Below are 14586 nucleotides of genomic sequence, written 5' to 3'. Positions count from 1 at the left end.
GGGGCTACTCCACGCGCCGGGCCCCGGCGGAGGGCACGACGACGAACGCGGTGGGCGCGCGATGGCCGGCGGCCCGGCTGGCCGCCGTGACCGCGGCCCGCACGCCCGGGACGTGGTGGTCGTCCACCAGCGCGAGCGCGCTGCCACCGAAGCCACCGCCCACCATCCGCGCCCCGTGCGCCCCGGCCTGCACCGCCGCGTCCACGCAGACGTCCAGCGCCGGGGTGGACACCGCGAAGTCCTCGCGCAGGGAGCGGTGCCCGGCGGTGAGCAGCGGCCCCACCGCCCGCGGGTCGGTGCCGGAGCGCAGCACCTCCAGCACCGCCAGCACGCGGGCGTTCTCGGTGACCACGTGCCGGGCCCTACGGCGCAGCGGCTCGGGCAGGGCCTGCACCGCAGCGGGGTCGCTCACCTCGCGCAGGCTGGGGACGCCCAGCGCGGCGGCGGCCTCGTCGCACTCCTGGCGGCGGCGCGCGTAGCTGTCGGGGCCCGCACCGGCGGCCAGCTGGTGCGGCGCACCGGTGTCCAGCACCAGCAGTGCCAACCCGGCGGCGGCGAGGTCCAGCGGCACCTGGGTGGTGCTGCGGTCGCGGGTGTCCAGCAGCAGCGCGTGCCCGGCGGTGCACAGCAGCGACGCCGAGTGGTCCAGCACCCCGGTGGGGGCGCCGGCGAAGTCGTTCTCCGCCGCCCGGGCCACGTCCACCAGCTCCTCGCGGCGCAGTGGCAGGGCGAACAAGTCCCGCAGGGCCAGCGCCACCGAGCAGGTCAGCGCCGCCGACGAGGACAGGCCCGCCCCCACCGGCACCCGCCCGTCCACCAGCACCTGCAGCCCGCTGAGGCGATGGCCCTCCCGCCGCAGCTGGTGCACCACCCCCGCCGGGTAGGCCGCCCAGCCGTCGGGTGCGCCGGGCGCCAGCGCGTCCAGCGCCACCCGCACCGGCTGGTCCGGGTACTGCACCGACGCCAGCACCAGCTCCGGCTCGGCGGTGCGGGCCACCGCCGCGACGGTGCTGTGCGGCAGGGCCACGGGCAGGACGTAGCCGTCGTTGTAGTCGGTGTGCTCGCCGATGAGGTTGACCCGTCCCGGCGCGGCCCACACCCCTTCCGGCGGTCGGCCGAACCGGGCGGCGAACGCCGCCGCCGGGTCCACGCCAGCGGGCACGCTCACGGCAGCACCACCGCGCGCAGCTGCGCGGCCACGGTCTCCGGGTTGGTGTCGCTGACGAACACGCCCATGCCCGACTCCGAGCCGGCCAGGTACTTCAGCTTCTCCGCCGTGCGGCGGAAGGAGAACAGCTGCAGGTGCAGCCACCAGCGCTGCCGCCCGGCTCCTGGCCCTGCTCCTGGGCCTGGTCCCGCAGCGTCCCAGCCCCGGCCGGTGGGCGCCTGGTTCCACGCCGCGACGTAGGGCATGGGCGTGTCGAAGCGGTGCGCGAACCGACCCAGCACGTCCAGGTACACCGGCACCAGGGCGTCGCGCTCGGCGTCGGTGAGCGCGGGCAGGTCGGGCACCTGGCGGTGCGGGAACAGCTGCACCTCGTGCGGCCAGCGGGCGGCGGCGGGCACGAACGCGGTCCAGTGCTCGTTGGCCGCGACCACCCGCGGCCCCGCTCGCTCCGCGGCGAGGACGTCGGCGAAGAGGTTGCGCCCGGTGGACTCCTCGTGGTGGCGGGCCTGCTCCAGCACGGTGCGCACCCGCGGCGGCACGAACGGGTAGGCGTAGACCTGCCCGTGCGGGTGGTGCAGCGTCACCCCGATCTCCTCGCCGTGGTTCTCGAAGCAGAACACCTGGGCGACGTCCGCGCGGGCCCCGAGCTCGGCGGTGCGCTGCGCCCAGGCGTCCACCACCAGCCGGACGCGCCGCGGGTCCAGCTCGGCGAAGGTGAGCCGGTGCTCGCTGGTGAAGCAGACCACCTCGCAGCGGCCGACTCCCGGGCGCAGGTCGGCGTCGGGGGCAGGCACAGCGTCCGGGGCAGGCACGGCGGCCGAGGTACCCAGGGAGGCGAAGCGGTTCTCCAGGGCCACCACCTGGTAGCTGGGCTCGGGCACCTCGGTGGGGCGGCCGGGCGCGGACGGACACAGCGGACAGAGGTCGGCCGCGGGCAGGTAGGTGCGGTCCTGGCGGTGCGCGGCAATCACCACCCACTCCCCCGTCAGCGGGTCGCGCCGGCACTGCGAGTCAGTGACCACCGCGGGCAGGTCCCGGCGGTCGGTGGCGGTACGGGTGAAGGGGGCCGCCCGGCTGCCGGTAGTGGCGGGGTCGTCGAAGTAGATGATCTCGCGGCCGTCGGCGAGCTGACGGCGGGTGACGATCATGGGCTCGGACGCTAGCACCGCCGAGACGGGCTGCGACGGTGGCTGCGAGACGGGGCTGGCCAAGGCGAAGGACGGATCGTGCCTGGTTGTTAGGCTCTGCGACCTGTGACCCGGATCTCCCCTGGTGCGGTCCGGAGCGCGTCCCACTCGAGCGAGGACAAAGGAGTCCGCCCATGGCCATCAGCGGTAGCGACGAGATCGACATCAAGGCGAGCCCGGCGGCGGTGATGGCCACCTTGGAGGACTTCGCCAGCTACCCCGAGTGGTCGTCGGCGCACAAGAAGGCCAGCGTGGAGACCACCGACGACGCGGGACGCCCCCAGCGCGTGCGGATGACGATGCAGATGGTGGGCATCACCGACGAGCAGGTCGTGGACTACAGCTTCGACGGCAACGAGAAGATGAGCTGGTCGCTGGTGGAGAGCAGCCAGCAGAAGTCGCAGGAGGGCACCTACACCCTCACCGACAACGGCGACGGCACCACGCACGTCACCTTCGAGCTGGCGCTGGACATCAAGATCAAGGTGCCCGGCTTCCTGCTGAACAAGGCGAAGAAGGGTGCCCTGGAGACGGCCACCAAGTCGCTGAAGAAGCGGGTGGAGTCCCAGGCCTGAGCCGTCGCTCGTGGCCGACGTCCCCGAGTGGTGCCACCATGGCGTCATGGACCTCAGCCACCACACCGCCGCGCTGGCCGACGACCTGACCGCCGCCGCCGCGCTCGGCGACGAGCAGACCCAGCGCACCGCCGCCGCCCTGGCCAGCGCGCTGGAACCTGCTGCCCGGCTCATGTTGCTCTCCGCCCTGTCGGAGCTGGCCGCCGAGGTGACCGCGGCGCTCGGCGACCGGGTGGTGGAGGTGCGCCTGGACGGGCGCGACGTCCGCGTGGTCACCAGCGGCGCTCCCGTCGCGTCGCCGCCCGGCCCGACCACCGGAGCGGCGACACCCGGCGCCCGCACGTTCGGCCGGGAGGACCTGGGCGGCGACGTGAGCCGGGTGACGCTGCGGCTGGTGGAGCAGCTCAAGGCCCGCGCCGAGCAGGCCGCCAGCAAGGACGGCATCTCGCTGAACACCTGGCTGTCGCAGGCCGTGCAGGGGGCCCTGTGCGACCCCGGGGTGCCGCCCGCGGTGTCCGACTCCGGCCAGACGCTGCGCGGCTGGGTGCGCGGATGAGCGAGCCCGCGCCCGTCGCCCGCACCGAGCACTTCCCGGCGGGCGAGGGCCCGGTGGAGCTGGACGTGCAGGTGGGCACCGGCTCCGTGCGCATCGAGCTGGTCCGCGAGCTGGGCGTGGTCGAGGTCTCCGTGGCGGTCGGCCAGGGTGCGTGGTGGCACCAGGGGCTCAGCGGCGTGCTGTCGCTGCTGGGCGCGGGCGGTCCCGACCGGCCCGAGCCCGAGCCCGGTGCCGCCGACGCCGAGGCGCTGGCCAGCACCGAGGTGGACTTCTCCCCGCAGCGCTCCCGCCTGACGGTGCGGGCACCACGCACGGTCGGGACGCGTGCGGTCGCGCTGGACGTGCACGTGCGCGCCCCCAGCCTGGCCCGGGTGCTGGTGCGCACCAGCTCGGCCCGGGTGGACGTCACCGGGGTGGCGCAGCGGGTGGACATCGGCACCGGCTCGGGCGAGGTGGACGTCCAGGACGTGCTCGACGGCGCGGACGTGCGCACCGGCTCCGGGCAGGTGCGCCTGGCGGTGCTGCCCCGCGGTGGGCGGGTGCGCACCGGCTCCGGCGACGTCACCGTGGCCAGCACCGCCGACGACCTGGAGGTGATCAGCGGGACGGGTGACCTCCGCATCGGCATCGCCAGTGGCGTCACGGCCCAGGTCGACCTCAGCTCGGGCTCGGGCGCGGTGCGCAGCGACCTGGAGGTGCTGGCGGTGGAGCCACCGGAGACCCAGGCTCACCTGCGGGCACGCAGCGGGTCGGGCACCGTGCTGGTGCACTCCGCGCGCTGACCGCCCTCCCCCGCCGCTGGGTAGCGGCTACAGACGCCGCGGGGCGCGCTTGGTGGTACTTGCAGACGCCCCAAGAGCGGCGGAGAGATCGCCTCGCGGCTCCACGGCCACCCCCTGCAGCCCGAGCCAGTCCGCCATCTCCGCCAGCGCCTCCGCCAGGGCGGCCGCCACCTCGCCGGTGTGGTGCCCGGGCTCGGCGAACGCGCCCAGCACCCGCAGCGTGCCGGCGTCGCGCTCGGCCTTGAGGTCCACCCGGGCCACCAGGTGCTCGCCCAGCAGGAACGGGTACACGTAGTAGCCGTGCACCCGCTTGGCCGCGGGGGTGTAGATCTCCAGGCGGTAGCGGAAGTCGAACAGCCGCTCCGTGCGCGGCCGGTGGAACACCAGCGAGTCGAACGGGCTCAGCAGCGTGGCCCGCTGCACCGACCGCGGGGTGCGGGCCTCGCGGTGGCGGTAGGCCGGCGCCCTCCAGCCCTGCACCGCCACCGGTTCCAGCACGCCGTCGGCCACCAGCTCGGCCACCGCGGTGCTCGACTGGCGCGGGCTCAGCCGGAAGTAGTCGCGCAGGTCAGGCTCGGTGGCCACGCCCAGCGCCCGCGCGGAGCGCTCCACCAGCGCCCGCACCGCGTCGGGCTCGCCGATCTCGGTGGCCAGCAGCTCCGGCGGCAGCACGTCCCGGGTCAGCGCGTAGTGGCGCTGGAAGCCGACCCGCGTGGTGGTGCTCAGCTCGCCGATGGCGAACAGCCACTCGCAGATGATCTTGGTGTCGGTGCGGTCCCACCACGGCCCCCGCCCGCCGGCCACGGCCACGTCCAGGTGCGCCTCCACCTGCCCGGCGGTGGCCCCGCCCAGCTCGGCCACCGCGGCGAGCACCCGGTCGGGCAGCCCCGGGCTGCGCTGCAGCACCCGGTCCACCCGTGGTGAGCCGGCCTTCTCCCGCTCCCGCATCCGCCAGCGCAGCAGCGGCCAGTCCTGCACCGACAGCAGCGCCGCCTCGTGCGCCCAGTACTCGGTGAGCAGGCGGGGCTTGCGCCGGGTGTCGCTCCACGCCGCGGTGTCCAGCAGGCCCCGGTCGTAGGCGCCCAGCCGGGAGAACATCGGCATGTAGTGCGCCCGCACGGCCACCGACACCGAGTCCAGCTGCAGCAGCTGCACCCGGTCGACCACCCGGGTCAGGTGCCGACGGGTGGGCGCGCCGGTGGGCAGCGGGTCGGTGAATCCCTGCGCGGCGAGCGCAGTGCGCCGCGCCGCCGAGGCCGTCATCTCCTGCACGCGCACCACCCTGCCACGCCGCACCGACGACCTACCCTGGCCAGATGGCCCTCGCCGCTGTTCGCCCCGCCCAACCCGCCGACTGCGCCGCCATGGCGACCGTCCAGCTGGCCGTGTGGCGTGGCCCCTACGCGGCGTTCCTGCCCCCGGCCGTCATCGCCGAGCTGGACCCGGACACCGCCGCGCTGGCCTGGCACCGCGCCGTCACCGGCAGCGGTGACGCGCAGGTGCTGGTGGCCACCGAGGGCGAGGAGGTGGTCGGGTTCACCGCCGGAGCCGGCGACGAGGTGAGCACCCTGCTGGTCGAGCCGCGCTGGACCAGGCGTGGGCACGGGGGGCGCCTGCTGGGCAGCCTGGCCGGCCGGCTGCGCACCACCGGTGCCCTGCAGGGGCAGGTGTGGGTGGTGGACGCCGACACCGCCGGCCGGGCGTTCTACCCCCGGCACAGCTGGCTGCCCGACGGCACCGTGCGCACCTCCCAGCACGGCCCCCACGCGCTCCGCGAGCTGCGCCACGTCGGCTCGCTCACCGCCCGCTGGGAGTGACCCGCCGCCCCTCAGGCCCGGGTGAGACCCAGCGCCTCGGCGAGGGCGGTGTAGCCGGGCACCGGGTCCTGGCCCTCGGCGGTGAGCAGCTGCAGCACCGCCTGGTCGGCCCCGGCGTCCAGGTGCGCGGTGAGTCCGCGGGCCACGGTGTCGGCGTCGCCGTGGATGGCCAGGGCGTCGATCAGCCGGTCGCTGCCGCCGTCGGCGATGTCGGCGTCGGTGTAGCCGAGCGTGCGCAGGTTGTTGGTGTAGTTCACCAGGCCCAGGTACGGGTTGGCCACCGGCGGGCGGCCGATGGCGCGGGCGGCCTCCGGGTCGGTCTCCAGCACCACCTTCTGCTCCGGGGCCAGCAGCACGCCCTCGCCGAGGATCTCCCGGGCCCGACGGGTGTGCTCGGGAGTGACCAGGTACGGGTGCGCGCCACGGGAGCGCGCGGCCGACAGCCGCAGCACCTTGGGGCCCAGCGCGGCCAGCACCCGCCGGTTGGTGGGCACGCCCTCGGCGTCGAGGACGTCCAGGTACTCCACCAGGGCGGTGTAGGGCTTGGCGTAGCGGTCGCCGATGGCCTCGGGGTGGCCGACGCCGATGCCGAGCAGGAAGCGGTCGGGGTGCTTGGCCTCCAGCCGGTGGTAGGACTTCGCCACCTCCTGCGCCCCGTCGGTCCAGATGTTCACGATCCCGGTGGCCACGGTGATCGTGGTGGTGGCGTCGAGCACGTCCTCGGCCACCTGCAGCTCCGCCGGCGGCGAGCCACCGATCCAGAGGGTGCCGTAGCCCAGCGACTCCACGGTTGCGGCCAGCTCCGGAGTCAGCTGCCGCTCCGGGCGCCACACCCCGATCCGGCCGAGGCTGCTGTTGGTCGCGTCGTCAATCACTTCTGCTCCACTCGCTCGGGGGTGTGGCCTTCCCTGGGTCGAACCCCGGTTCCGCCGCTGCTGTTCCCTCCGCCACAGTCAGGCCATCAGCGACGCGGCCAGCGTCCCGCCCAGCTCGTAGCCGGCCTCGCGGGCGGCGGCATCGGGCGCACCGGACAGCTCCAGCGGTGCGGCCACCTGCTCCAGCCCCATCCCACCGGTGAGCTTGAGCACCGAGCGCACCGCACCGGCGGTGTCGTCGCTGCCGTGCACCCACAGCCCGAACGGGCGGCCGGCGACGGTGCCCAGGCACGGGTAGTAGACGGTGTCGAAGAAGTGCTTGAGCGCACCGGACATGTAGCCGAAGTTGGCCGGGGTGCCGAAGAGGTACCCGTCGGCGCCCAGCACGTCGGGCACCGTGGCGGCGAGGGCGGCGACCTCGCGCACCTGCACCCCGGTGACCTCCGGGTCGCGGGTGCCCGCGAGCACCGCCTCCACCAGCTCGCGCATGCCCGGGGACGGGGTGTGGTGCACCACGAGCAGCGTGCTCACCGCTGGCCCTGGCGCTGCTCCTGCTCCGCCAGCTCCAGGGCCCGCTTCATGGTGGTGCGCGCACGGCCACGGTCACCGGCGGCGTCGTAGGCCACCGCCAGCCGGTAGCTGGTGCGCCAGTTCTCCGGGTCGGCCTCGTACTCCGTCCGTCGCTCGGCGAAGTAGGCGTCGGCGGCATCGCGCTCGAACCGTCCGGACGGGCGCCGCGGGATGCTGGAGGTGTCGGGCAGCCCGCCCTCCTCGTGCAGCCGACGGGCCAGCTCCTGGTTGCGCATGCCGTTGCGCACCGTCGCCCACACCAGCCACACCCCCAGCGGCACCATGATCAGTGCGGCGATGCCCATGGCCACCGCGGCCACGCCGCCGGCGAGCACCAGCAGGATGCCGAAGTACCCGACCAGGCCGACGTAGAACAGCGTGGCGAAGATGATCAGCCACGCCAGGCGCTTCTCCTTCACAGCTGCCCCGTCACAGGTCGAGGAAGTGTTCCAGGCCCACGGTGAGGCCTGGGTGGGTGCTGATCTGACGCACGCCCAGCAGCACGCCGGGCATGAACGAGCTGCGGTCCAGCGAGTCGTGCCGGATGGTGAGGGTCTCCCCCTCGGTCCCCATCAGCACCTCCTGGTGGGCGATGAGCCCGCGCAGGCGCACCGAGTGCACCCGCACTCCCCCGACGTCGGCGCCCCGTGCCCCGTCCAGCTCGCTGGTGGTGGCGTCCGGCATGGGCGCCATGCCGGCCTCGGCCCGCGCCGCGGCGACCAGCTCGGCGGTGCGAGCGGCCGTGCCCGAGGGCGCGTCGGCCTTGTTCGGGTGGTGCAGCTCCACCACCTCGACGGAGTCGTAGAACCGGGCGGCCATGCTGGCGAAGCGCATGGACAGCACCGCGCCGATGGCGAAGTTGGGGGCCACCAGCACGCCCAGCTCGGGCTTGGGCTCCAGCCAGGTGCGCACCTGGTCGAGCTTGTCGGCGTCAAAGCCGGTGGTGCCCACCACGGCGTGGATGCCCTGGTCGATGCAGAAACGGATGTTGTCCATCACCACGTCGGGGTGGGTGAAGTCCACCACCACCTGCGCCCCGGCGTCAGAGACGTTGAACAGCCAGTCGCCGGCGTCCACCGCGGCGACCAGGTCGAGGTCCTCCGCGGCGTCCACGGCCTTGCAGACCTGTTCGCCGACGCGGCCCCGCGCGCCGAGCACTCCGACCCGAGTGGGTTCCTGCATCTGTCCTGCTCCGTTCATCGGCATGCGGCACGTACCTGGTGGGGAAGCTCGTCAGCGTGAGCGTACGGGCCGACCACAGCCACCCCGACAGGACGCCGCAGCACGTCCGCCGCCACGGCGGCGACGTCGGCGCAGGTGACTGCGTCGATGCGGGCCAGGGTCTCCTCGACGTCGAGGTGCTCGGCGTAGTTGACCTCGCTGCGGCCCAGCCGGCTCATCCGGGACGGGGTGTCCTCCAGGCCGAGCACCAGCGCACCGCGCAGCTGCCCCTTGCCGCGGGCCAGCTCGGCCTCGGTGATGCCGTCGGCGGCGACGGTGGCCAGCACCTCGTCGATCACGGCCACCACCTCGCCGAGGTTCTCCGGCTGGCAGCCCGCGTACACCGAGAACGCCCCGGTGTCGGCGTAGGTGTCCACGCTGGAGTAGATCGAGTACGCCAGGCCGCGCTGCTCGCGGACCTGCTGGAACAACCGCGAGCTCATGCCGCCGCCCACGGCGGCGCTGAGCACCGACAGCGCCCAGCGGGCCTCGTCGTGGCGGCCCAGCCCCCGGCTGCCCAGCACCACGTGGGCCTGCTCGCTGTCCCGCTCGGTGACGCTGGTGCCGGGCCGGCCGGCCAGCTCGGCGATCCCGCCGCGGACGGCGACCGGGGCCGCCGCGGGGTGGCTGCCGAGGGTGGCGGTGACCTGCGCCAGCACGGCGTCGTGGTCCACGTTGCCTGCGGCGGCGAGCACCAGCCGCGGCGGGGTGTAGCGGCGGGTGTGGAAGGTGCGCAGCTGCTCCGGCGTCATCGCCTCCACCGACTCCACGCTGCCGATGATCGGCCGGCCGAGCGGGTGCGCGCCGAAGAGCACCTCGGCGAACGCCTCGTGCACCAGGTCCTCGGGGTCGTCGTCGCGCATGGCGATCTCCTCGAGGACCACGTTGCGCTCGGTCTCCACGTCAGCCTCCGCGCACACCCCGCGCAGCACCACGTCGCTGACCAGCTCGATCGCCATCGGCAGGTCGGCGTCCAGGACGTGCGCGTAGAAGCAGGTGTACTCCTTGGCGGTGAAGGCGTTGAGCTCACCACCGACGGCGTCCATGGCCTGGGCGATGTCCAGCGCGGAGCGGCTCGGGGTCCCCTTGAACAGCAGGTGCTCCAGGTAGTGCGCCGCCCCGGCCACGCTGGGGTCCTCGTCCCGCGAGCCCACCGCCACCCACAGCCCGACCGCGGCGGAGTGCACCCCGGGCACGTGCTCGGTGACCACCCGCAGGCCGCTGGGCAGCACGCTGCGCCGCGCGCCGCCGATCAGCTCGGTGGTGTGGGTGCTGGCGCTGACCCCGGACACGCCGCCGCGGCGGTCACGGGTGCTGGGTGCACCCGCGACCGCCGCGGTGGTTGCTCGGTCTGCTGCGCTCAGGACGCAGAACCCTGAGGCGCAGAACCCTGAGGAGCGGAACCCTCGGCTGCCGGAGCCTCGGCTGCGTCCTCGACGGGAACCAGGCTGATCTTGCCTCGGTTGTCGATGTCGGCGATCTCCACGCGGAGCTTGCTGCCGATGCTGACGACGTCCTCGACCTTGTCGATGCGCTTGCCGTTGCCCAGCTTGGAGATGTGCACCAGGCCGTCACGGCCGGGCAGCAGGGAGACGAAGGCGCCGAAGGCGGTGGTCTTGACGACCGTGCCCAGGAACCGCTCGCCCACCTTGGGCAGCTGGGGGTTGGCGATGGCGTTGATCATGTCGATCGCTGCCTGCGCGGACGGGCCGTCGGCCGCCCCCACGTACACGGTGCCGTCATCCTCGATGGAGATGTTGGCGCCGGTCTGCTCCGTGATGGAGTTGATCATCTTGCCCTTGGGGCCGATGACCTCGCCGATCTTGTCCGTGGGCACCTTGATGGCGGTGACCCGCGGGGCGAAGGGGCTCATCTCGTCGGGCTCGTCGATGGCCTCGGCCATCACCTCGAGGATGGTGATGCGCGCGTCGCGGGCCTGGGTCAGGGCCGCGGCGAGCACCTCCGAGGGGATGCCGTCGAGCTTGGTGTCCAGCTGCAGCGCCGTCACGAAGTCCTTGGTGCCGGCGACCTTGAAGTCCATGTCACCGAAGGCGTCCTCCGCACCGAGGATGTCGGTGATGGCGACGTACTCGGTCTTGCCGTCGACCTGGTCGGAGATCAGGCCCATGGCGATGCCGGCGACGGGCGCCTTCAGCGGCACACCGGCGTTGAGCAGCGACATGGTGGAGGCACACACCGAGCCCATGGAGGTGGAGCCGTTGGAGCTCAGCGCCTCGGAGACCTGCCGGATGGCGTAGGGGAACTCCTCCTGGCTGGGCAGCACGGGCATCAGGGCCCGCTCCGCCAGCGCGCCGTGGCCGATCTCGCGGCGCTTGGGCGAGCCCACGCGACCGGTCTCACCGGTGGAGTACGGCGGGAAGTTGTAGTGGTGCATGTAGCGCTTCTTGGTCTCCGGGCCCAGCGAGTCGATCTGCTGCGCCATCTTGACCATGTCCAGCGTGGTGACACCCAGGATCTGGGTCTCGCCGCGCTCGAACAGCGCCGAGCCGTGGGCGCGCGGGATGAGCGCGACCTCGGCCGAGAGGGAACGGATGTCGGTGAGGCCGCGACCGTCGATGCGCACCTTGTCGCGCAGCACCCGCTGGCGGACCAGCTTCTTGGTCAGCGCGCGGAACGCCGCACCGATCTCCTTCTCGCGACCGGCGAACTCGTCGCCGATGGAGGTGAGCACGCGGTCCTTGACCTCGTCCAGGCGGTCCTCGCGCTCGGACTTGCCGGCGATGGTGAGGGCCTTGCCCAGGTCGATCGACGCCGAGCCCTCGACCGCGGCGAACACGTCGTCGCCGTAGGCCGGGAAGATCGGGAACTCACCAGTGGGCTTGGCGGCCTTGCTGGCCAGCTCCTGCTGGGCGGTGCACAGCGCGGCGATGAACGGCTTGGCCGCCTCGAGGCCGGCGGCCACGATCGACTCGGTGGGCGCCTGCGCGCCGTCCGCGATCTTGGCGACCACGGTGTCGGTGGCCTCGGCCTCCACCATCATGATGGCGACGTCGGCGTCAGCGCCGGAGCCGGACACGATGCGGCCGGCGACCACCATGTTGAAGGTGGCGCGCTCGAGCTGCTCGACGGTCGGGAAGCCGATCCACTGGCCGTCGACCATGGCGACGCGCACGCCACCGACGGGGCCGGAGAAGGGCAGCCCGGCGATCTGGGTGGACGCGGACGCGGCGTTGATGGCCACCACGTCGTACAGGTCGTTGGGGTTCAGGCTCATCACGGTGATGACGACCTGGATCTCGTTGCGCAGCCCGGCCTTGAAGGTGGGGCGCAGCGGCCGGTCGATGAGCCGGCAGGTGAGCACGGCGTCGGTGGAGGGACGGCCCTCGCGACGGAAGAAGGAGCCGGGGATGCGGCCCGCGGCGTACATCCGCTCCTCCACGTCCACGGTCAGCGGGAAGAAGTCCAGGTGGTCCTTGGGGTGCTTGGAGGCGCTGGTCGCGGAGAGCAGCATCGTCTCCTCGTCCAGGTACGCCACCACGGCGCCGTTGGCCTGCTGGGCCAGGTGGCCGGTCTCGAACCGGATGGTGCGCTGGCCGTAGGTGCCGTTGTCGATGACCGCGGTGGCCTCGTACACGCCCTCGTCCTCGAAGCCCTGGTCGTTCTGGTTGGTCTCGCTCATGTAGCTACCTCTCGTCTTTTCCTCGTCTGCCTCCGCGTCGCGCCCGGTCCGTGGGCGGACCTGTCGCGGGACGGCGGCCTTCGATCGAAGCGCTCGGGCTCGTCCAGGTGTGCCTGGCGTCCGAGGGCCACTACCGAGGACCGACTCACGCGTGCTCCGGCGCGGCGGAGTGGGAGTGTTCCCTGGTGGAGCTGGTGGTTCTGGTGGAGCAGGTGGTGCGGTCCGGTGGGGTCACGCCGCGAGGCCTGACCCCACCGGGTTGCATCAGCGACGCAGACCGAGCCGCTCGATCAGCGAGCGGTAGCGCTCGATGTCGACCTTGGCGACGTACTTGAGCAGGCGACGACGACGCCCGACCAGCAGCAGCAGGCCGCGGCGGGAGTGGTGGTCGTGCTTGTGCATCTTCAGGTGCTCGGTGAGGTCGCGGATGCGCTTGGTCAGCAGCGCGACCTGGGCCTCGGGGGACCCGGTGTCGGACTCGTGCAGGCCGTACTCGCTGAGAATGGCCTTCTTGTCCTCGGTGCTCAACGCCACGTACTGATCTCCTCGTTCACTGACGTCCGTGCGGGACGATCGCCGGGCGGACCCGGCAGGAGCAGAGCCCTGCGCGGTGCTGCCGGAGGCGACCGGGGCGGTCCTGAGTGACCGCCGTGACCAGTGCTGGCCGGGTGTCGCCGCCACGGACCGCAGCCACACCTTCTGCCCACACTAGCAGGGAGCAGATACCGCAGCCTGCGACAACAGCCTGGCCAGCACCGGAGACTCCGCCGCGACCAGGTGGGCACACCGGGCGAGCTCGTCGGACCCGCACAGCTCGCGCAACGCCTGCACCAGCGACGGCGTTCCCGCCGCGACGGCGGCGTGCACCGGCCCGCGCTCCCCCGCCGCCTGGGCCACCACCACTGCCGGCGCCGCGGTGGCCACCTCGTGCAGGACCTGCCGGCGCCGCGCCTGCCCGGCGATGGTGAGCGCGGCCCGCTCCAGCAGCACCAGACGGGCCAGCGCCACCGGGTTGGCCAGCTTCTGCCGGCGCCCGCTCATCACCTGGCTGAGCATGGGTGCGCTGACTCCGAGCACGGCGGCCAGCTGAGCCTGGGAGATGTCGAACTCCACCACCAGGCGGCGGGCACGCTCGCCGAACGGTTCGCCGTAGTACTCCCGCTGCTTGTCCAGGTTCCGGCGGACCGTCTCGGCCGTGCTCACCCCCGGTCGCCCTCCGGCGCAACCCCCAGCAGCTCCCGGGTGCGCTCGATGTCGTGGGCCATCGCGGCCGTCAGGTCGGTGACCTGGTCGAACTTCTCCATGCCGCGCAGCCGCGCCACGAAGTCCACTGCCACGTACTGGCCGTAGAGGTCGGCGGTGGTGTCGAGCACGAAGGCCTCCACGGTGCGGGTGCGGCCGGAGAAGGTGGGGTTGGTGCCCACCGAGACCGCGGCCGGACAGCGCTCGCCGGGGGTCACGCTGCCCACCGTGGGCCCCTTGCCCAGCAGGGTGAACCACGCGGCGTAGACCCCGTCGGCAGGGATGGCGGAGTGCATCGGCGGGGCGATGTTGGCGGTGGGGTAGCCCAGGTCGCGGCCCCGGCCGTCACCGCGCACCACCACCCCCTCCAACCGGTGCGGACGGCCCAGCGCCTCGGCCGCGGCCTGCACGTCGCCGGCGTCCACGCAGGAGCGGATGTAGGTGGAGGAGAAGGTGACGTCGTGCTCCACCAGCAGGCCCACGCCGTCGGTGCTGAAGCCGAAGCGCTGCCCCAGCCGGTGCAGGGTCTCGATGTCGCCCTTGCCGCCGCGGCCGAAGGTGAAGTTCTGCCCCACCACCACGTCGGCGGCGTGCAGGCGCTCCACCAGCACCTCGTGCACGAAGCCCTCGGCGGACAGCCGGGACAGCTCGGCGGTGAAGGGCAGCACGCAGAACACGTCCACGCCCAGCTCCTCGGCCAGGTCGGCCCGGCGGGCCAGGGTGCTCAGCTGCGCGGGGTGGCTGCCCGGGCGGACCACCTCGGCGGGGTGCGGGTCGAAGGTGAGCAGCACGCACGGCACGTTGCGGGCGCGGGCGTGCTGCACCGCCGTGGAGATCAGCTGGGCGTGCCCGCGGTGCACCCCGTCGAAGACGCCGATGGTGACGACGCAGCGCCCCCACCCGGCCGGTACTCCGTCAAGTCCTCGCCACCTCTGCACACCATCACCCTAGTG

16 protein-coding genes are annotated in these 14586 nt (G+C 73.3%); 4 read left to right on the top strand and 12 right to left on the bottom strand.

Annotated elements, in window-relative coordinates; genetic code table 11:
- Positions 1-4 precede the first annotated feature (4 nt).
- Positions 5-1168, bottom strand: a complete 1164-nt coding sequence (gene galK / locus AC3YNX_RS09710; RefSeq protein ID WP_489995330.1) for a galactokinase — start codon at positions 1166-1168, stop codon at positions 5-7.
- Complete coding sequence (gene galT / locus AC3YNX_RS09705) at positions 1165-2316, bottom strand: galactose-1-phosphate uridylyltransferase (protein ID WP_489995329.1); 1152 nt, start codon at positions 2314-2316, stop codon at positions 1165-1167. The genes galK and galT overlap by 4 nt, the downstream gene beginning before the upstream one ends.
- Positions 2317-2489: 173 nt before the next feature.
- Here galT and AC3YNX_RS09700 point away from each other — a divergent pair, with 173 nt between their 5' ends.
- The 3 genes from AC3YNX_RS09700 to AC3YNX_RS09690 are packed head-to-tail and all read left to right on the top strand — an operon-like array spanning position 2490 to position 4268.
- Positions 2490-2930: an SRPBCC family protein gene (locus tag AC3YNX_RS09700; RefSeq protein WP_489983885.1), complete on the top strand. Its 441-nt coding sequence runs from the start codon at positions 2490-2492 to the stop codon at positions 2928-2930.
- Between the two features lie 46 nt (positions 2931-2976).
- On the top strand, positions 2977-3486 hold the full coding sequence (locus tag AC3YNX_RS09695) for a toxin-antitoxin system HicB family antitoxin (RefSeq protein ID WP_489995328.1): 510 nt from the start codon (positions 2977-2979) through the stop codon (positions 3484-3486).
- Positions 3483-4268 (top strand): DUF4097 family beta strand repeat-containing protein, encoded by a 786-nt coding sequence (locus tag AC3YNX_RS09690; RefSeq protein ID WP_489995327.1) that lies wholly within the window; start codon positions 3483-3485, stop codon positions 4266-4268. Before AC3YNX_RS09695 ends, AC3YNX_RS09690 begins: the two co-directional genes overlap by 4 nt.
- 27 nt (positions 4269-4295) lie before the next feature.
- On the opposite strand, the gene AC3YNX_RS09685 is transcribed toward AC3YNX_RS09690, so the two are convergent.
- Positions 4296-5531, bottom strand: coding sequence for a winged helix-turn-helix domain-containing protein (locus AC3YNX_RS09685; RefSeq protein WP_489995506.1), 1236 nt, complete (start codon positions 5529-5531; stop codon positions 4296-4298).
- A 53-nt stretch (positions 5532-5584) separates the two neighbouring features.
- Between AC3YNX_RS09685 and AC3YNX_RS09680 the strand changes: the two genes are divergently transcribed.
- A complete protein-coding gene (locus tag AC3YNX_RS09680) occupies positions 5585-6085 on the top strand; it encodes a GNAT family N-acetyltransferase (protein ID WP_489983882.1) in 501 nt (166 codons plus the stop codon).
- A gap of 11 nt (positions 6086-6096) precedes the next feature.
- On the opposite strand, the gene AC3YNX_RS09675 is transcribed toward AC3YNX_RS09680, so the two are convergent.
- The 9 genes from AC3YNX_RS09675 to AC3YNX_RS09635 all read right to left on the bottom strand — a co-directional run bounded on the left by AC3YNX_RS09675 (position 6097) and on the right by AC3YNX_RS09635 (position 14571).
- On the bottom strand, positions 6097-6960 hold the full coding sequence (locus AC3YNX_RS09675) for an LLM class F420-dependent oxidoreductase (protein WP_489995326.1): 864 nt from the start codon (positions 6958-6960) through the stop codon (positions 6097-6099).
- A gap of 78 nt (positions 6961-7038) precedes the next feature.
- Positions 7039-7449, bottom strand: a complete 411-nt coding sequence (locus AC3YNX_RS09670) for a flavodoxin family protein (protein ID WP_127784684.1) — start codon at positions 7447-7449, stop codon at positions 7039-7041.
- A gap of 38 nt (positions 7450-7487) precedes the next feature.
- Positions 7488-7949: a hypothetical protein gene (locus AC3YNX_RS09665; protein WP_489995325.1), complete on the bottom strand. Its 462-nt coding sequence runs from the start codon at positions 7947-7949 to the stop codon at positions 7488-7490.
- A 10-nt stretch (positions 7950-7959) separates the two neighbouring features.
- The gene (dapB, locus tag AC3YNX_RS09660) at positions 7960-8712 is read right to left on the bottom strand and encodes a 4-hydroxy-tetrahydrodipicolinate reductase (protein ID WP_127782389.1); all 753 of its coding nucleotides are present in this window, start codon (positions 8710-8712) and stop codon (positions 7960-7962) included.
- Between the two features lie 14 nt (positions 8713-8726).
- Positions 8727-10115, bottom strand: a complete 1389-nt coding sequence (locus AC3YNX_RS09655; protein WP_489995505.1) for a M16 family metallopeptidase — start codon at positions 10113-10115, stop codon at positions 8727-8729.
- Positions 10112-12391, bottom strand: a complete 2280-nt coding sequence (locus tag AC3YNX_RS09650) for a polyribonucleotide nucleotidyltransferase (RefSeq protein WP_489995324.1) — start codon at positions 12389-12391, stop codon at positions 10112-10114. The genes AC3YNX_RS09655 and AC3YNX_RS09650 overlap by 4 nt, the downstream gene beginning before the upstream one ends.
- A 264-nt stretch (positions 12392-12655) precedes the next feature.
- Positions 12656-12925, bottom strand: a complete 270-nt coding sequence (gene rpsO, locus AC3YNX_RS09645; protein ID WP_127782386.1) for a 30S ribosomal protein S15 — start codon at positions 12923-12925, stop codon at positions 12656-12658.
- A 174-nt stretch (positions 12926-13099) separates the two neighbouring features.
- On the bottom strand, positions 13100-13594 hold the full coding sequence (locus AC3YNX_RS09640; protein ID WP_489995323.1) for a helix-turn-helix domain-containing protein: 495 nt from the start codon (positions 13592-13594) through the stop codon (positions 13100-13102).
- Complete coding sequence (locus AC3YNX_RS09635; protein ID WP_489983878.1) at positions 13591-14571, bottom strand: bifunctional riboflavin kinase/FAD synthetase; 981 nt, start codon at positions 14569-14571, stop codon at positions 13591-13593. Before AC3YNX_RS09635 ends, AC3YNX_RS09640 begins: the two co-directional genes overlap by 4 nt.
- Between the last annotated feature and the right edge of the window lie 15 nt (positions 14572-14586).

This window comes from Rhodococcus sp. Z13_19A, from assembly GCF_058133575.1.
Note: the sequence above shows the minus strand (reverse complement) of the source record. Positions and strands in the feature narration are given on the sequence as shown.